A 17,649-nucleotide genomic window follows, 5' to 3' on the forward strand; every position below is an offset into this window, starting at 1 on the left:
TACTTTTAAAACTTAATATGTTGTGATAATTTTTGCATATAAAAGGAACGAATTAAAAGGAAAAATAAAATTTCAACTGTTCCAAAAATCAACAGTACGACTGTAATCTCAGCGAAGAACGAGAGATGTAAAACTTCTTGTAGCATCTTTGTCGCAAACATCGTATGGATTGATGCCATAATGTAAGGCACGAAGAAAAGAATCGCAAGCTGAATTGTCGCTGAACGTTTCATTTCAGTTTCAGTTAAGCCAATTTTCGTAATCGTTATATATTTTTCTTGCTCATTTGTTAAATCTGTATACATTCGGAAGTAAAGAACACTACCAGCACCGATAAAGAAAATAACACCTAAGAAAGTACCAATTAAGAAGAACGAAGCGACATTTAGTTTTGTTGTGTATAGAGAATCGCTCGCTTCACTTGCATGGAACGGTGGATGCTCTGCTTGAATTGCTGCATTGTCGTTATTGATTTTTGTGATAAACGATGAACCGATATTATGTGCTTTTTCCCAATCTGTAACTTTGAAGTTATATACACTCATTTGTTTGGAAACTGTGGATAAGGATTCTACAGTTTCATCAGATAGTATGAGTAATTGGTATATTAAGCTGTTTGGGAATGGGCTATAACTTTTATATTCTTTCACTTGTAGTTGTAAATTGTTTTGAGTAAGTGTAAGAGTATTTTTCTTTTCTTCATTGTGAAGTGTTCCAATAACTTGATCATCTAAGTCTTTCATAAGAATATAAGATTCATTCTTATTTACCGTGAGTTTTTCCCAATTTAATGCTTTAGCAAGTACATTATAGTCACTTTGTTTAATTGCGTAATAGAGCTGCGTGTTATCTTCAGCTGAAGATACTTCATATATATCCGTTTTAAATTTCGTATAAGTAAAATGCTCTTCATTAAATTTCTGCTCTAACCAGTTTAAATGTTCATCAGCTAATGTATTTTCAGTATGTGATAAATACGTAAACGGGAAAGGGTTTTGTCTAATTGCATCAAACTTTGTAAATTTCCCAAAACCGTATAAGAATGTAATCATTGTAAAAGCGAGTGTTGATAGCATCGCTACAATAAAGAGCATGTTAATGTTTGTCCGAATGCGCGCTGCTAAATCCGAAATCCAAAGCATATTAATTCGTTTCATATAAAACGTTCTTCGCATTTTTAAAATACGAATAAGTAAAAAACTAATTTGTGAAAAGAAAAAGTATGTTCCAGCTGCAATAAGCGATGGAATAACAAATATACTAGAGACGGCATATAAAAGCCCAATGGTATCGCCTAACGACATAAAATATAATGGATTGGATTCTAATACATATCCAGTTATTAAACATGCCGCACCAAATAGAGAGATGAGCACGGATGCTTTTCTTTCTTTTTGTTGTTTTCCTTCTTTTAAAAGACGTACGGCTTTTCTCGTGCGAATGAGCATCGGTGTAAAAGATGATACGAGAATAAAGAGCCCGAGAAAGATGATGATAGTTAAAACGATAGCACTTGTAGGCGGATATAAATATAAACCAGGTACGTGTGTAATTTTGGCGGTAACTAATAAAAAGAACTGTGAAAAGACAACTCCAAGTTGAATGCCAAAAAATATAGAAAGAGCACCAATTAACATATTTTCTATAAATATGAGTCGCTTTAATTGTTTTTGAGATATGCCAAGTACTGTTAAAATCCCGAACTGTTTTTTTCGTACTTTTAAAAACGTCCCGATTGAATACAGTAAAAAGAAAAATGAAAAGAACACAATGACAACTTCTGAAATTGTCATTAATATGTTCAGAGAATAATTCACGTCTGTCATATGCAATTTAGGATGAAATAAATAAACTGCAAATGAGAAAAAGATTGCGATGGAGAACGCACTGCTTACAAAATAGGCGAAATAAGCTCTGGCGTTCCGCGTCACGTTTTTAAATGCAAACTGCCAAAATGTCATTCACCTGAACCTCCTGATAGGGTGAAGATGAGAAGAGCATAAGAAATACTCTTTTCATCAAGTTTGTTTTAAATATTTTGTCCACTCGTGTATTGTGATAATTTTTGCATATAAAGTGAACGAATGAATACGAAAAATACGATTTCAACGAATCCAAAAATAATAAGAACGGCTGAAACCTCTTTGAACAGAGATAAACCAATTACATCTTGTAGCATTTTTGTTGCGAACATTGTATGAATGGATGCCATAATGTACGGAATGAAAAATAAAATACTAAGTTGAATGGTTGCAGATCGTTTCATCTCTGTATCTGTTACACCGATTTTAGAAATCGTTATATATTTCTCTTGTTCGTTCGTCAAATCCGTATACATTCTAAAGTAAAGAACGCTACCAGCTCCAATGAAGAAAATAACTCCTAAAAATGTCCCAATTAGGAAAAATGCAGCACTGCCTGATGTTATTTTGTATAACGATCCTGCTGATTCAAAGGAACGAATAAGAGGTCCTTCATACTGGAATTTATTTCGATCTTTTTGCACTTTTTCTATAAAATTATCAGCAATTTCATATGTCTGTTCCCAGTTTTGAATTTTGTAATTGTATGCTGATATATGCTTTACGGTGTTAGGTAAGTTATTTACGATAATATCAGGCAACACTATCGTTTGATATGAAAAGTCAGATGGGATTGCGTTTACATGCTCATAGCCTTTTACTCGTAATTTCGTATTTGTACTAGAGAGTGTAATGTAATCTCTTTTGTAGCTTTGCTCAAATTCGTTGAATATGGTGATATAAGATGTCCCTGTTAGCACATATGCTTCGTTATCATCCATAAATAGTTGTTTCATTCGTAAAGAATCTGCAAGTTTGTTATAGTCACTTTGCTTAATTGCGTATACGTCATTATAAATAGCTATATCTTTATCTTCTTTTAGTGGTGTTTCATATATATCAGCTTTTATTTTTTGATAAGGGAAATGCTCTTTTTGTAATTGTTGCTCAAGCCAATTTAAATGCTCTGTAACAAAAGGGTTCGCATCATAAGAAAAATAAGAAATTGGAAAAGGAGAAGCTCTATTCACCTCTAGCTTAATAAATTTCCCGAATCCATATAGAAACGTAATCATTGTGAAAGCAATTGTAGATAGCATCGCTACAATAAACAGCATATTAATATTCGTTCGAATACGGCTTACTAAATCCGAAATCCAAAGCATATTAATCCGTTTCATATAAAACTTCCTTCTTTTCTTTAAAATATAAATAAGTAAGAAACTAATTTGTGAAAAGAAGAAATATGTTCCAATTGTAACAAGCGTTGGGATAACGAAAATACTTGAAACCATATATATAACACCGATTTGCGGGCTTACTGATACGAAATATTTAGGATTTCCAGCTAACGCATAACCACCAAATAAACAAATCGCACCAAATAATGAAACAAGTATGGATGGTTTTCTTTCTTTTTGTTTTCCACCATTTGTTTTTAAAAGGTGTACTGCTTTTTTTGTACGAATAAGCATTGGTGTGAATGCAGATACAATGATAAAAAGACTAAGGAAAACAATGGTTGTTAAAATAAACGCGTTAGTAGGCCCGTATAAATATATTCCTGGAACATGGGTAAGTTTGGCTGTTACTAATAAGAAAAATTGAGAAAAAACAACCCCAAACTGCATGCCGAAAAAGATAGATAAAATCCCGATTAACATATTCTCCATAAAAATAAGACGATGTAATTGTTTTCTCGATATTCCTAAAATGGTCAAAATACCAAATTGTTTTTTTCTAACTTTTAAAAAAGTACCAATGGAATATAGTAAAAAGAAGAAAGAGAAAAATACAATTACTACTTCTGAAAATATCATTAATGCTGAAATTTCAGAGGTCATGTCAAAGTTTTGTAATTTTGGATGGAATAAGTAAACAGCAAACGAAAAGAACACAGCAATGGAAAAGGAACTACTTACAAAGTAAGCAAAATAAGCTCTCGAGTTGCGCGTGACGTTTTTAAATGCAAATTGCCAAAATGTCATAGATTATACCTCCGGCTAGAAGATATAGAAGTAGTTGTATTGCAAAAAATGTATGAGAGTGAGTTCTCATACATTTTGCTTGCATATGTTACGATCATACTTCGGTCACCTTCTCCGTATGTTCTGCTTGATTATTTGCAGCATTGTGGAAGATGATTTTAATGGTCGTTCCTTTACCAACTTCAGAATCTAGTTTGACAGAGTGACCTAAATAATCACAAATTTTACTTACAATATAAAGTCCCATACCAGTAGATTCTCCGAAGGCGCGACCGTTTTTCCCAGTGTAAAACGGTTCAAATACTCTTCGAATATCTTCTTGTGGAATACCAACACCTTCATCACGAACTTCTAAAATAATATCTTTTCCGTTTCGGTAAGCAGATAAGAAAACTTTCTTTCCGCGCTCACCGGAGTAACGAACAGCGTTTGTCATTAATTGATAGATGATAAATTTTAGCCATTTCGCATCAGAAGCAACTTTTAAATCAGAATGGACTTCTAAAACAGGGAAGACACCATTACGAATGAATAGTTCTTTTAATCCATTAATATTTTTTGTTACCGTATCTTTTAATGAAATCGTCTCGACATGGAAATCTTCATGGAAGTTATTTAACCTAGCCATGTATAAGGCCATATCAAGCCCTTGGTTTAGACGCTCTAATTCTTTTTTAAACTTTGGAATTAAATGCTCGTCTTCCATTTCTAGCACCATAAGCTGCATAACAGAAACAGGTGTTTTCATTTGATGTACCCAATGGTTAATGAATAGTTGATGTTCTTGTTGTTTTACTTCATACGATTGTAGTTCTTTTTGGAAGAGGCGGTACTGCGTACGCACGAGTTCATTGACACCGTGAGGCATCGGAGCAGTCGCTCTTTCAATAAACGCATCTTCCATTTTTTCTGGTTGCTCACTTAATCTATGGTACATTCTACGATTGCGAACGTAACGATAAGCGAGGAAACAAATGAATAAATATAAACTTAAAACGACGAAGTAAAATTTATTGTTTTGAAATCCATCTACTGCATCATAAAGAACGAAAATGATACCGAAGTTTAATACGTACAGTAGGAAAAATGCAAAATGATCACGTAAAAATAGCTTCATGCTTATTCACTCCAAGTTGCGTTAAAGCGATATCCAAGTCCACGTACTGTTTCAATAGAGTTCTCAATGCCAAGCTCATTAAACTTTTTACGAAGACGCGTAATGTTTACGTTTAATGTATTTTCTTCAACGAAGCTCTCGTCATCCCAAAGCGCAGCTAATAAATCTTCACGGCTCGCTGTACGAGGGAATTTAGATAATAACATTTCAGCTAAAATAGCTTCTTTCTTCGTTAAAAGAACTTGTTCAGATCCGAAGTGAATTTCAGGACGTTCTGGGAATAGTTTTAAACCTTCTACTTCAACGATACGTTCAGAAATATTCGGTGCATAATCACCGTAAATACGACGTAATTGTCCTTTAATTTTCGCCATTACAACATCGTAGTGGAACGGTTTTGTAATGTAATCATCCGCACCGCTTTCAATTGCCATAATTTGTTCCATCTCACCAGCACGAGCTGAAATGAAAATAATTGGACAAGTAGATTCATGACGAATTTGACGGCACCAGTAGAAACCATCGAATTTCGGTAAGTTTACATCAAGTAAAACAAGATGTGGTTTCACAGCGTTAAACGATTCCATAATATCATCGAAATTCTCCGCTACCACAGCCTCATAACCGTACTTCTGAATGTGAGATTGCAGTAATGATGAAATATTTGGATCGTCTTCAACGATTAAAATTTTATACATATGTATATTCCTCCTCAAAAAAACAATTGTAGCTATAGTGTATCATGTGTTTCAAGTCTTTTCATTATGTTGAAAGATAAGCTAGTAAACAGTATAGGTTAAAAGTAAGAAAAGTAAAAAGGACGCTGGATGGAATTGACAAATAACGGTAATCGGTTTAACATTTAGATAAATATCTAAATGTCTAATTATCGAAAGGAAGAAAGACATTGAATCAAGCATTCAAAGCATTAGCAGATCCAACAAGGCGAAAAATTTTAGACTTATTAAAAGAAGGTGATCTAACCGCTGGTGAGATTGCTGAACATTTCAATATGACAAAACCAAGTATTTCACACCACTTAAGCGCACTTAAAAATGCTGAACTTATTCAAGATGAAAAGAAAGGGCAATTCATTTTGTACTCTTTAAACACAACGGTCTTTCAAGATTTGTTGACTTGGGTGTTTACATTTACGAATAAGGGGGAAGAGGGGAAATGAAAAAGCATCTTTTTGCAATCTTATTAATTGTTATAACTTGTTTAGCTTGGGCGTTTGCTTGGCCACATTTACCGGATACAATTGCAACGCATTGGAGCGGCGGTAAAGTAGATGGATATTCTTCTAAATTGTATGGAATGCTTTCTATGATTGGAATTATGATTGTTTTATATATTTTTCTAAACGTGTTACCAAAGATTGATCCAAAGAAAGCGAACTACGAGAAGTTTTCTAAAGCTTTTATGATGATGAATAACGGGATATTACTGCTACTATTTGTAGGGAATATAGATATTATTACAAGTGGATTAGGATACAATTTATTCATTAATCGCGTGCCGGAATTATTAGTGGGTATTTTATTTATAGTCATCGGAAACTTTTTACCACAATGTAAACCAAATTATTTTGTAGGTATAAAAACGCCGTGGACGTTAAGTAGCGAAGAAGTATGGAGAAAGACACACCGTTTTAGCGGAAAGGTGTTTGTTGCATTGGGGATCATTATGATTTTAAGTGTTTTTGCACCAGTAACGTGGAAATCTTTCGTAATGGTTGGAATTATTATTGGTGCAGTAGGATTAACGATGGGATATTCATATATTGCTTATAAAAAAGAAATAGGGGCCTAATAAAAAATTATGGGGGAGAGAGGATGAAAAGACACGTATTACCATGGAGTTTAATTATTGGCATTGCAATTGGATGGTATATTGTATGGCCATATTTACCAGAACAAATTCCACGCCATTATAATGCAGCAGGAGTAGTAGATGGATATTTTTCTAAAATAGAAGCAAGTTCATTCTCGATAGGTAGTATGGTAGTGCTCTATATGATATGGCTAGTTTTTGGATTCATAAAAGATAAGTCTACACAGCAATCCAAAGTTCTTTCAGCGATTAATTATGCCATTCTCTTTATCGGATTTGGATGTAACATATTTGCACTATTAGCAGCGTCTAATTATATTGCATCGGGCTCAATTGCATTTAATTTTGGACTTGGAACATTGTTTCTTGTACTAGGTAATTACATGCAACAAACGAAGCCGAACGGGTTAGTAGGCATTCGAATGGACTGGACATTAGAAAATCCTGTAGTTTGGAGAAAAACACATAGATTTGCTTCGAGGGTATTTGTAATAGGTTCACTTTGTATATATGCCGGGGCTTTGCTTCCAGATCCATTTAATATTTTTATGGGGATTGGAATCATATTAATATGTATTATCGTATCAACAATAAAGTCATATAGTATTTATAAAGAAGAGTTGAAAATGTAAATAAAGCTGCTTTTCCTTAAAAGGAAAAGCAGCTTTGTTTTTTTATCACTTCTTCAAAACCGGTATCCAAATTTCACTTTTAAAGTTTGGAGAAGATATGTCTTTCTGTTCATTCCACAATACTTCCGGTCCTTCCGCTAGTTCATAGTTCGAAGAAGGGAACCATTCAGAATAAATACGCCCCCATACATTTTGTAGTGCATCAGGAAATGGACCGACAGCTTCGAATATAGCCCATGTTGAAGCTGCGACTTCAAGTTGCGCGAATTGCTCTGGACAATCCTTTGTTGTGGCTACTCCAATATAGTGATCAAGTTCTCCTTTTTCCTCCATTCTTCCTTCAGAAAAATTAGTAGAAGCACTAATAATTCCAGTAGGTTCAATGTTTGAAAGGGACTTTAATGTTTGAATAGACTCTGGGTTTAAACTTTTCCACATAGAAGCAATTTCTTCATTTACACCGTTAAAAACGATTGGTACTCGTTTTGTAATACCTATAATTCGAAAGGGCTCTTTTTCTTCAATTCGATAGTTCATTTCATTTCCTCCTTGAATGGATAATTGGAAGGTCATTGGTGAATAAGCCTTCAAAGAATGGCTACTATTTCGGGCCTCTGAAGGTGTTATACCGTGCAAGTTTTGAAATGCACGAGCGAATGAATCTGGTGAGTTGTATCCATATTTTATAGCGATATCAATGACTTTTACATTGTTGTTTTTTAGTTCAAAGGCAGCGAGAGTAAGACGTCTACAGCGAATATATTCTGATAGTGATATGCCAGCTAAAAAAGAAAACATTCTCTTGAAATGATATTCGGAGCAGTAAGCTATTTTTGCGACTTCTTTAAAATCAATTTCATGTGTAAGGTTGTTTTCGATATACTGCATTGCAGCATTCATATTTTTTAGTGAATCCATATTATGACCTCCTCTGTACATAGAATAGCAGGAACGAAATAGCTCCATCCGACATTTCGTGCACAACTTTGTAGGTGCATTTTTTACCTTACAAAATTGTAATGTTCCTGTAAGGAGAATGAATGGATGGTATGATATCCCAATGTTATAGTAACAAAGTACTTTAATTCATTACGTTAACTTTTTGATTTCTTTACTTATGTGCCTTACATAACTGTCATGTTTGTGTAAGAAACATCGATAGTGGCAAGAGTAGAGAGTGTATATAGTTGAAAATAGAGAATAGAAGAAATGAGGGATGTCGAGATGAAAACAGTATTAGAAGCAAAAAATATTGAAAAAGTATATGACACGGGTGGTAATAAATTTGCAGCGTTAAAAGGTATTAACTTACAAGTAAAAGAAGGTGAGTTCGTTGGAATTATGGGACCTTCTGGTTCTGGTAAGACAACTTTACTAAATGTTCTTTCTACAATTGATAATGCGACGAACGGTGAAATTTTAATTGATGGAAAAGATATTGTGAAAATGAATGATGATAAGTTAGCGTTATTCCGCCGCGATCATTTAGGTTTCATTTTCCAAGATTATAACTTATTAGATACGTTAACAGTGAAAGAGAATATCGCTTTACCACTTGCGTTATCAAAGGTGAAAGCGAGTGAGATTGATCGCCGCGTTCTTGAAATCTCAAAGAAATTTGGCATTGATCATATTTTAAGTCAGTTCCCATATCAAGTATCTGGTGGACAGAAGCAGCGCTGCGCAGCATCACGTGCAATCGTTACGAACCCAAGTATGATTTTCGGAGACGAGCCAACTGGAGCGCTTGATTCTAAATCTGCAACAGATTTACTTGAAAGTATGAAGTCATTAAATGAATATGATAACTCAACAATTTTAATGGTAACGCATGATGCATTTGCAGCAAGTTATTGTAAACGAGTTATTTTCATTAAAGATGGTGAACTATATAAAGAATTGCACCGTGGTGAATCAACGCGTAAACAGTTCTTCCAAAAAGTCGTTGACGTAATGTCTTCTATTTCTGGAGGTATGGCTGATGACCTTATCTAGCATTGCCCTCCGCAACATACAGCGGAACTTTAAAGACTACTTTGTATATTTCGCATCTATGATTTTTAGTATTGTTATTTATTTTACATTTAAAGCACTGCAATATAATTCACAAATGGAAAAAGCAGCAGAAGCTTCAAAAAAAATTAGCGGAGCGTTCCAAGTTTCCAGTGTGATGCTTATCATTTTCGTAGCAGTGTTCATTATATATTCGAACGGATTCTTTACACGTAAACGTAAAAAAGAAGTTGGCTTATATTCGTTATTAGGTATCCGTAAAAGACAAATTGGTAAAATGCTCTTTTATGAAAATATGTTAATGGGATTAATGTCATTAGTAATCGGGATTGCGATCGGTAGTGTCCTTTCGAAATTATTCCTTGAGTTATTAGTAAATATGATGGGATTAAATTTAAACGTTCATTTTGAAGTACCGATGGCTGCCATTATTGATACAGCAATTATTTTCTTTGTGATTATTTTATATACATCACTTCAAGGATATCGTTTAATTTATCGCTTTAAGTTAATTGAACTTTTCCGTGCAGAACGTGAAGGAGAAGCAATGCCAAAAGGATCTGTCATCATGGCATTAATTTCAGTTTTCTTAATCGGTTCAGGTTATTTTTTAGCGCTAATGTACATGAAAGCAGTTATGTATGCAGACTTTATGGTCGTTGCATTATATATTTTATTAGCGACAGTAGCAGGGACTTATTTACTGTTCATGTTCTTCACAGTATTTGTATTGAAACGTGCAAGAAATAATAAGTCAGCATTTTATAATGGTATGAATATGGTAACGACATCGCAGTTACTATATCGTATTAAAGGAAATGCGAAATCATTGGCGACAATCGCTATTTTAAGTGCAGTTACATTAACAGCGGTTGGTACGTCAGTTACGATGTATTACAACACATTTACGCAATCAAAAGTTGCTGCGCCGTATAGTTATTCCTATGAGAAAAAAGATGCAGCATTAGATAAAAAAGTAAATGAAATACTTGCTGGAGAGAAGAATAATCACCCAGTCACATATGAATCAGAAGTTGAAATGATTCCTGTGAAAGGAACATTTAAAGGTGAAAGAGCTGATCAAGTTCTGAACACACACTATAATGTTACGAATCAGTACCAGCTTATTTCTCAATCAAGCTTTAATAAACATGTGAAACATTTAGATGTAGAACCTGTAAATTTAAGTGCGAATGAAGCTTTCGTATATGATAGCTTATATATTGAGAAACTTGATTTTGGTCCTCTTTATACAGGAAATACAGCTGTATTCCCTGTTGGAAATGAGTCAAAAGAATTAAAAATTAAAGGTGTAAATAATAGAAGCCTTACAAATTTAAATGAACTATTTGTAATCGTTCCTGATAAAACATATGAGCAAGTGAAACAAGTAAACGAAACGCGTACTGTAAAAAATATTGATGTAAAAGGTGAGCGAAATAGTAAAGAGTTAACAGCAAAATTAGCAAGCATTATGCCAGCTGGAGAATCAGAAGTTTTAAAACCATTTAACGATTTCTATACAGGATTCCAAATGGGGCTTGAAACGACAGGCTTAATGATGTTTATTGGGTTATTCTTAGGATTAGTATTCCTATTAGCAACAGGCTCAATTATTTACTTTAAACAATTAACAGAAGCAAGTGCTGACCGTGATCGTTACATTGTCCTTCATAAAGTTGGTGTAACGAAGCAAGAAATGAAGAAAGCTATCGCAAAACAAGTAAGCTTTATCTTCGCTATTCCGTTAGTAATCGGTATTTTACACAGCTTATTTGCACTAAAAGGTTTATCAAATATATTACCATTTGAAATTATGATTCCGCTTCTCATTAGTATTGGAGTATACGGTGTCATCTATATTGGATATTACTTCTTAACGGTTCGTTCTTATTATAAGATCGTGAGTGCGAAGTAATAAGGGGCAGCTATCGCTACACGCGATAGCTGTTTTTTTATTCTTCATAAAATCTTAAGAAACTTCCTCAATTTTTATTAAGAAACGATAGTTATACTTAGACACAAGTTAAAAACTATCGAACGAATGAGGAGAGGTTTACATGCAGCTCATTACATTTTTACATGAATTTATAAAGCATCCAAAACATACTGGTGCAATTGCGCCAAGTTCAAAAATATTAGCAAAGAAAATGGTCGATGTAATTGATTTTAATAAAGCGAAATGTATTGTAGAGTTAGGGCCTGGCACAGGGGTTTTTACGAAAGAGATTATGAAGAGAAAAAAGAAGGAAACAATATTTCTTCTTATTGAAATTAATGAAGTATTTTTCAAAGAATTAAAAAGAAAGTTTAAAGATGAGCAGAATGTCATTGTTGTACACGGTTCAGCTGAAAATATAAAGAAGTATATGGAGGAGCTCAATATAGAATGCATTGATTACGTTTTATCAGGGTTGCCTTTCACTTCTTTACCAGAAGAAGTTTCAAAGCGCATTTTAAATAATGCGATGGAAGCGATACATGAGAATGGTGAATTCATTACATTTCAATATTCACTTGTGAAAAAAGGGTTTATACAGCATTTCTTCCCTGAAATTACACTAGAAAAAGTATGGCTCAATTTCCCGCCAGCCTACGTCTTTAGTTGCAAAAAAGAACTAAGGAGAGCGTATGCATAATGGAATTACATGAATTATTATCCTATATCGAGCAATACGGTTATTGGGCATTATTTTTCTGTTTATGGTTAGGTATTATCGGTATGCCAATTCCAGATGAAATGATTGTTATGAGTGGTGGTTTCGTATCTTCAGTAGGTATATTAAGTGTTGTTCCTTCATTTGTATTAACATATTTAGGTGTTGTATCAGGGCTTTCTTTAGGATATATATTAGGGAAGGTATTTGGCACGAAGGTACTCCATAAATTGATGAAAAAGAAAAAAGCGAAGTATTTAATAAAATCACAAGAAATGGTTGATAAATACGGAAAGTACGCGTTAGTGACAAGCTATTTCATACCAGTTGTAAGACATATCGTGCCGTATTTAGTTGGAATGAATAATATGTCATTTAAGACGTATGCTTTGTATTCTTATACGACAGGATTTGTTTGGACACTCGTTTATTTCGTACTAGGTTCTTTATTTGGACAACATATTGAAAGAATTGTAGCAGTTGCGATAGAGTATGGTTTGTATTTTGGCGGAAGTATTGCATTGATTGTGAGTGTGTTTTATTTATACAGACAAAAAAGAAATACAGTGATGAGTAAATAAAGGAGGCGGCAGCCTCCTTTTATTATTAATATGGCTTTATTTATCGAAGTGCTGATGCAAAGCCCTGTTACATTAAGAAAAAGTTAAGAAACCGCACGAGTTTTTATTAAGAAATGCTCTCTATACTTAGAAAGGTCTTATAGAAAAACATAATGAAAGGCGGAATATAGATGAAAAGATTTATTTTAGGATCATTACTTGTCATCATAGCAGGAGTGGCATATTTGTTAAATGGGAGTGCTACAGTAGATTCCATGAATCCGTTTCTTAAATTAGAATATCGTTATGCGGTAATTGATAACGATGGAAAAGATTTAGGTGGAAATAAAGGCCGTGCATACACAGTGAACACATATGATAAGGATGGAAACGAAAAAGAAATAACAATTGATGGAGTGGATACATTGCAAAAAGGTTCCTACTGGCATGTAATTACGAGAGGAAAGTCTGTGCACGATAAGGTACAAATAGAAGAAGAAATAATTCCTGATGGCGCGAAGGTGAAGTTAGGATTGTAAGTATAAACCCGGTTCTAGATGAGAGAATCGGTTTTGTTATTTTATGGTAAAATAATAAAGGGGGAGGGCGAGAGGTATGCTACTCATTGTTAGCCTTATATTAATTGGGATTATGTGCAGTATGAGAATAGTATCCTTACATATGATAGAGCGACAAATGATAGAAGAGCGATATGTATATTGCCCAAAATGTGATGCGAAAATTAGAAAAGGGAATTCGGCTCCTTTTTGTTCGAAATGTAATTTAATATTTTAACTATATTAAATCCAAAATCAATTCTTATGATTTTGGATTTTTCTTTTTAAGAAAATATTAAGAAACCCCGTCACTATTTGTTAAGAAAATGTATCTATACTGAATTCTGTTGCTTAAAGAGAACATCAAGAATCATAACAGGAGGTACGGATAGATGAAAATAATGTTAGAGGCGAAAGGGATTTCGAAAATATATGATACGGGTGGTAATACGTTTGAAGCGTTGAAGGATATTCATTTACAGGTGAAAGAGGGAGAATTTGTTGGCATTATGGGACCGTCTGGTTCTGGTAAGACGACACTTTTGAATGTACTTTCTACCATTGATACAGCTTCAAAGGGCGAGATTTTAATTGATGGAAAAGATATTGTGAAGATGAATGATGATGAATTGGCGTTATTCCGACGTAATCATTTAGGGTTTATTTTTCAAGATTATAACTTATTAGATACGTTAACAGTACGAGAAAATATCGCTTTGCCGCTAGCCTTATCCAAGGTGAAGGCGAAAGAAGTAGAAGCTCGCGTTGAGGAGATTGCGAAGAAGTTTGGAATAAATCATATTTTAAATCAATATCCGTATGAAGCGTCAGGTGGGCAAAAACAACGATGTGCAGCATCAAGAGCGATTGTAACAAATCCAAGTATGATTTTTGGAGATGAGCCAACGGGGGCGCTTGATTCGAAGTCAGCGACAGATTTATTAGAAAGTATGAAGACATTAAATGAAAAAGATCGTGTAACGATTTTAATGGTAACGCATGATGCATTTGCAGCAAGTTATTGTAAACGAGTTGTATTTATTAAAGACGGAAAGTTGTATAAAGAATTACATCGCAAAGAGATGACACGTAAACAGTTCTTCCAACAAATTATTGATATGATGTCTTCAATCTCTGGAGGTGCTACAAATGAGCTTATCTAGCATCGCGCTTCGGAATATAAAACGGAATTTCAAAGATTATTTTATATACTTTGCTTCCATGATTTTTAGCATCGTCATTTATTTTACGTTTAAGGCGTTGCAATACAATTCACAAATAAGTAAAGCTGGAGATAACATTGGACGAGGATTCCAGCTTGCGAGTGTAATGCTTATTATTTTCGTTGCAATATTTATTATATATTCGAATGGTTTCTTTACACGAAAGCGTAAGAAAGAAATAGGTCTTTATTCTTTACTCGGTATTCGAAAAAAAGAAATTGGTAAAATGCTTTTTTATGAAAATATGTTAATGGGTTTATCATCGTTAGTAATCGGAATTGTAATTGGTAGTTTACTCTCAAAAGGATTCCTAAAGCTACTTTTAAATATGTTAGAGCTACATGTAAATGTTCATTTTGAAGTGCCAATTGGAGCGATTATAGATACAGCAGTTATTTTTTGTTTCATTATTTTCTATACATCATTTAAAGGATACCGTGTTATTTATCAATTTAAGTTAATCGAGCTATTCCGTGCAGATAACGAAGGCGAAGTCATGCCAAAAGGTTCGAAAATAATGGCTATCATTTCTTTATTATTAATCGGATCAGGTTATTTTTTATCAGTAACGGCTATTAAAAATGCAAGCAGCGATAACTTTATGCCACTTGCACTTTACATTGTATTAGCGACAGCACTTGGAACGTATTTATTATTTATGTTCTTTACTGTTTTTGTATTAAAGAGAGTGCGAAACAAAAAATCTTCATTCTATAACGGAATGAAAATGGTTACGACATCTCAGTTACTATACCGCATTAAAGGAAATGCAAAATCGCTAGCAACAATTGCATTATTAAGCGCAGTAACGTTAACGGCAGTTGGAACGTCTGTTACGATGTATTACAACACATATATGCAGGCGAAGAAGTATCATCCAGTTAGTTATTCATATGAAAAGAAAGATATGGAATTAGATCGTAAAGTGGATGAGATTTTAAAAGAAGAAAAGAATGAAGTCATTCATCAATATGAGTTAGAGACGGTAAAAGTAGTAGGAGAATACGGTGATAATATTTCAAATAAAGATAGTTTACATGCAAGAACAACTGAAATTATCGCAAAGTCATCTTTTAATAAAATTGCAAAGTATTTAAATGAAAAAACTATAGATTTAAAGAAGAACGAATTGTATGCATTTGATGGCATGTATAGCGAAGGGAACAGAGATAGTGGTGTATATAAAGGGAAAAAAGCTATGTTCCCCATTGGAGAGGTAGCACCAGTACAAGTGAAAGAAGTACAAGCGCGAAATATTACAAACCTATATGAACTTCTAGTTGTCGTTCCAGACGAAGTATATGAGCAGGCGAAGAAGACAATTGGTTCTCATACTGTGAAAAATATTGATGTAAAAGACGAAAGAAACAGTAAAGTGTTAACGGAGAAATTAAAGAAAGTGATACCGGAAGAAGATGCAGAAGGAAGAGGGCAATTCAGTGACTTCTATACAATATTCCGCAGCGGTATTGAAACGTCAGGGTTAATGATGTTTAGTGGTATATTCTTAGGACTTGTATTTTTACTTGCAACAGGATCTATCATTTACTTCAAACAATTAACAGAAGCACATGCAGATCGTGAGCGTTACATCGTTCTTCGAAAACTAGGTGTCACGAAAAAAGAAATGAAAAAAGCAATCGCAAAACAAATGAGATTTATCTTCTTCATTCCTTTAGTAGTTGGTATATTACACACTTTATTCGCGCTAAAAGGATTAGCGACAGTGATTCCGTATGAAATTGCAGTTCCGTTACTAATTAGCATCGGTGTGTATAGTGTTATTTATATTGGTTATTATTACTTAACAGTTCGTTCTTATTTCAGGATTGTTAGTAAATGAAAATAAGGTATACAGTTTTTGAAAAAGCGAAAGAGAGCATAGTGAAAATTATGTTCTCTTTCGCTTTTTTTAGTTAAAATGAGGTGTAAATGAAGATGGTATTTAAATGGAGTGTTACATTTGGAAATTCTTATCATAGCAGGATGTTTATTAATTGGTATCACTTTAATCAGTTTCAGTATTTATCGATTTGTAAAAGAATTAAAAGAAAAAAATTCAAAGAGAGAGAAATGGAAAGTAGTAGCTGGAAATTTGATAGAGTTATTTAGTGATCCATTGCACGGAGCGCCATTCTATTTTTTAACTGGGGGTCTCTTTTTGGTAATCGGACTGTTATTTCTTTCTATGGGAATGGACTGGCTTGAAATTGATTAAGGCGTATTAACAAAGATATTTCATAGTTGTATTGCGAAGAGGAGAGAACAAATGCCGGTTATAAGAGATATACAATTGAGTTTTCTAAAAGTAAAAGAGCATACCAGAAACATAGAGGCATTACAGTTAACATCTACAAGCAACTACGATGAAGACATCTCTTTTGGTAAAGAGACGAGCAGTATTACTTCTTTATATTGTCGACATATGCCAAAGTTAAGAATGGATTATGAGAAAGGGATTTTGATTCATTGTGTGGATGATATTTCATTACTCGATGAGTGGGAGAAGAAATATAGAATTTTCCCTGAATATATGAATGTTTTTGTGGAGTATGAGAGTGTGAAGGATTTTCCATATTTATCAGATAGAGAGAAAAAAGAATTAGCCCTTCAAATCGTTCATGTTGAAATGAAGCGTTTAGCTGTGAAATATGATTGGGATATAGAAGAGTTAGAAAAAGTGAAGAATAAGATACTAGAATTGAATTATAGAAACGAGTTCGTATATATAAAAAAGAGTAGTCCGAATAAAAAATACGTATGTAGTATAACATGTCAGCATGAAGTGGCTTATGCTGACGTGTACTTAGAAATAAGAGAGTATAGAACGAGGCGGTTAATCAAAAAGGAAAAGCTTATTAGAGAAGAAGATATGTATAAGATGTTTCATCATGTTAGTGAAGTGGCTTGGAAGTTAAACCATAAAGTGCTACTGATGAACGATAAAGGAAAAACTGTATGGATGTTAACCTTTTTAGAGAAAGATATCCCAGCTAATTTAGTTTGGAAGATTGAAAGAATTGATTGAAAATAGATGAGAAGTGGAGT

Annotated in this window: 18 protein-coding genes; 13 read left to right on the forward strand and 5 right to left on the reverse strand. The window is 33.7% G+C overall.

Features of this window, described 5'->3' with window-relative positions; translation table 11 throughout:
* Positions 1-5 precede the first annotated feature (5 nt).
* The 4 genes from IBT51_RS22965 to IBT51_RS22980 form a co-directional block, all read right to left on the reverse strand.
* Entirely contained in the window at positions 6-1,961 is a 1,956-nt protein-coding gene (locus IBT51_RS22965) for an ABC transporter permease (RefSeq protein ID WP_088024195.1), read from the reverse strand.
* A gap of 68 nt (positions 1,962-2,029) precedes the next feature.
* Positions 2,030-4,009, reverse strand: a complete 1,980-nt coding sequence (locus IBT51_RS22970) for an FtsX-like permease family protein (protein ID WP_078401131.1) — start codon at positions 4,007-4,009, stop codon at positions 2,030-2,032.
* 94 nt (positions 4,010-4,103) lie between these two features.
* Positions 4,104-5,126, reverse strand: coding sequence for a sensor histidine kinase (locus IBT51_RS22975; protein ID WP_000765342.1), 1,023 nt, complete (start codon positions 5,124-5,126; stop codon positions 4,104-4,106).
* A 2-nt stretch (positions 5,127-5,128) separates the two neighbouring features.
* Positions 5,129-5,824, reverse strand: coding sequence for a response regulator transcription factor (locus tag IBT51_RS22980; protein ID WP_000276738.1), 696 nt, complete (start codon positions 5,822-5,824; stop codon positions 5,129-5,131).
* Positions 5,825-6,033: 209 nt separating this feature from the next.
* Between IBT51_RS22980 and IBT51_RS22985 the strand changes: the two genes are divergently transcribed.
* From IBT51_RS22985 to IBT51_RS22995, 3 genes are read left to right on the forward strand one after another with little or no spacing between them, the layout of a single operon-like run.
* Positions 6,034-6,306, forward strand: a complete 273-nt coding sequence (locus IBT51_RS22985; protein WP_157417419.1) for an autorepressor SdpR family transcription factor — start codon at positions 6,034-6,036, stop codon at positions 6,304-6,306.
* Positions 6,303-6,938 carry an SdpI family protein gene (locus IBT51_RS22990; RefSeq protein ID WP_200458612.1) on the forward strand — a complete coding sequence of 212 codons (636 nt, stop codon included), beginning with the start codon at positions 6,303-6,305 and terminating at the stop codon, positions 6,936-6,938. Before IBT51_RS22985 ends, IBT51_RS22990 begins: the two co-directional genes overlap by 4 nt.
* A gap of 23 nt (positions 6,939-6,961) precedes the next feature.
* Positions 6,962-7,591, forward strand: coding sequence for an SdpI family protein (locus tag IBT51_RS22995; protein ID WP_000820672.1), 630 nt, complete (start codon positions 6,962-6,964; stop codon positions 7,589-7,591).
* Positions 7,592-7,636: 45 nt separating this feature from the next.
* On the opposite strand, the gene IBT51_RS23000 is transcribed toward IBT51_RS22995, so the two are convergent.
* Positions 7,637-8,509 (reverse strand): AraC family transcriptional regulator, encoded by an 873-nt coding sequence (locus IBT51_RS23000; RefSeq protein ID WP_053563479.1) that lies wholly within the window; start codon positions 8,507-8,509, stop codon positions 7,637-7,639.
* 306 nt (positions 8,510-8,815) lie between these two features.
* On the opposite strand from IBT51_RS23000, the gene IBT51_RS23005 reads away from it, so the two are divergent.
* The 10 genes from IBT51_RS23005 to IBT51_RS23050 all read left to right on the forward strand — a co-directional run bounded on the left by IBT51_RS23005 (position 8,816) and on the right by IBT51_RS23050 (position 17,629).
* Positions 8,816-9,586 carry an ABC transporter ATP-binding protein gene (locus IBT51_RS23005; protein WP_000859656.1) on the forward strand — a complete coding sequence of 257 codons (771 nt, stop codon included), beginning with the start codon at positions 8,816-8,818 and terminating at the stop codon, positions 9,584-9,586.
* Positions 9,573-11,522, forward strand: coding sequence for an ABC transporter permease (locus IBT51_RS23010; protein ID WP_000176150.1), 1,950 nt, complete (start codon positions 9,573-9,575; stop codon positions 11,520-11,522). The genes IBT51_RS23005 and IBT51_RS23010 overlap by 14 nt, the downstream gene beginning before the upstream one ends.
* 142 nt (positions 11,523-11,664) lie before the next feature.
* Positions 11,665-12,243, forward strand: coding sequence for a class I SAM-dependent methyltransferase (locus IBT51_RS23015; RefSeq protein ID WP_001176064.1), 579 nt, complete (start codon positions 11,665-11,667; stop codon positions 12,241-12,243).
* Positions 12,243-12,842 (forward strand): DedA family protein, encoded by a 600-nt coding sequence (locus tag IBT51_RS23020; protein WP_098250696.1) that lies wholly within the window; start codon positions 12,243-12,245, stop codon positions 12,840-12,842. Before IBT51_RS23015 ends, IBT51_RS23020 begins: the two co-directional genes overlap by 1 nt.
* Positions 12,843-13,012: 170 nt before the next feature.
* A complete protein-coding gene (locus IBT51_RS23025) occupies positions 13,013-13,360 on the forward strand; it encodes a YxeA family protein (RefSeq protein ID WP_078401137.1) in 348 nt (115 codons plus the stop codon).
* A gap of 76 nt (positions 13,361-13,436) precedes the next feature.
* A complete protein-coding gene (locus IBT51_RS23030) occupies positions 13,437-13,616 on the forward strand; it encodes a hypothetical protein (RefSeq protein WP_000924676.1) in 180 nt (59 codons plus the stop codon).
* 154 nt (positions 13,617-13,770) lie between these two features.
* Positions 13,771-14,541, forward strand: coding sequence for an ABC transporter ATP-binding protein (locus IBT51_RS23035; RefSeq protein ID WP_088024175.1), 771 nt, complete (start codon positions 13,771-13,773; stop codon positions 14,539-14,541).
* Entirely contained in the window at positions 14,528-16,444 is a 1,917-nt protein-coding gene (locus IBT51_RS23040; RefSeq protein WP_200458611.1) for an ABC transporter permease, read from the forward strand. The genes IBT51_RS23035 and IBT51_RS23040 overlap by 14 nt, the downstream gene beginning before the upstream one ends.
* A gap of 120 nt (positions 16,445-16,564) precedes the next feature.
* A complete protein-coding gene (locus IBT51_RS23045) occupies positions 16,565-16,819 on the forward strand; it encodes a hypothetical protein (protein ID WP_088024169.1) in 255 nt (84 codons plus the stop codon).
* A 51-nt stretch (positions 16,820-16,870) separates the two neighbouring features.
* Entirely contained in the window at positions 16,871-17,629 is a 759-nt protein-coding gene (locus IBT51_RS23050; RefSeq protein WP_006929192.1) for a hypothetical protein, read from the forward strand.
* Positions 17,630-17,649: the final 20 nt, after the last annotated feature.

The organism is Bacillus sp. S71 (assembly GCF_016625265.1).
Lineage (GTDB): Bacteria > Bacillota > Bacilli > Bacillales > Bacillaceae_G > Bacillus_A > Bacillus_A cereus.

What these genes read in the sequence shown, in the direction of transcription:
- IBT51_RS23025 (WP_078401137.1), top strand. Translation starts at nt 13,013, where the DNA reads ATGAAAAGATTTATTTTAGGATCATTACTTGTCATCATAGCAGGAGTG.
- IBT51_RS22995 (WP_000820672.1), top strand. Translation starts at nt 6,962, where the DNA reads ATGAAAAGACACGTATTACCATGGAGTTTAATTATTGGCATTGCAATT.
- IBT51_RS22990 (WP_200458612.1), top strand. Translation starts at nt 6,303, where the DNA reads ATGAAAAAGCATCTTTTTGCAATCTTATTAATTGTTATAACTTGTTTA.
- IBT51_RS22975 (WP_000765342.1), bottom strand. Translation starts at nt 5,126, where the DNA reads ATGAAGCTATTTTTACGTGATCATTTTGCATTTTTCCTACTGTACGTA.
- IBT51_RS23005 (WP_000859656.1), top strand. Translation starts at nt 8,816, where the DNA reads ATGAAAACAGTATTAGAAGCAAAAAATATTGAAAAAGTATATGACACG.
- IBT51_RS23040 (WP_200458611.1), top strand. Translation starts at nt 14,528, where the DNA reads ATGAGCTTATCTAGCATCGCGCTTCGGAATATAAAACGGAATTTCAAA.
- IBT51_RS23020 (WP_098250696.1), top strand. Translation starts at nt 12,243, where the DNA reads ATGGAATTACATGAATTATTATCCTATATCGAGCAATACGGTTATTGG.
- IBT51_RS23000 (WP_053563479.1), bottom strand. Translation starts at nt 8,509, where the DNA reads ATGGATTCACTAAAAAATATGAATGCTGCAATGCAGTATATCGAAAAC.
- IBT51_RS22980 (WP_000276738.1), bottom strand. Translation starts at nt 5,824, where the DNA reads ATGTATAAAATTTTAATCGTTGAAGACGATCCAAATATTTCATCATTA.
- IBT51_RS23030 (WP_000924676.1), top strand. Translation starts at nt 13,437, where the DNA reads ATGCTACTCATTGTTAGCCTTATATTAATTGGGATTATGTGCAGTATG.
- IBT51_RS23015 (WP_001176064.1), top strand. Translation starts at nt 11,665, where the DNA reads ATGCAGCTCATTACATTTTTACATGAATTTATAAAGCATCCAAAACAT.
- IBT51_RS22970 (WP_078401131.1), bottom strand. Translation starts at nt 4,009, where the DNA reads ATGACATTTTGGCAATTTGCATTTAAAAACGTCACGCGCAACTCGAGA.
- IBT51_RS23050 (WP_006929192.1), top strand. Translation starts at nt 16,871, where the DNA reads ATGCCGGTTATAAGAGATATACAATTGAGTTTTCTAAAAGTAAAAGAG.
- IBT51_RS23010 (WP_000176150.1), top strand. Translation starts at nt 9,573, where the DNA reads ATGACCTTATCTAGCATTGCCCTCCGCAACATACAGCGGAACTTTAAA.
- IBT51_RS23035 (WP_088024175.1), top strand. Translation starts at nt 13,771, where the DNA reads ATGAAAATAATGTTAGAGGCGAAAGGGATTTCGAAAATATATGATACG.
- IBT51_RS22965 (WP_088024195.1), bottom strand. Translation starts at nt 1,961, where the DNA reads ATGACATTTTGGCAGTTTGCATTTAAAAACGTGACGCGGAACGCCAGA.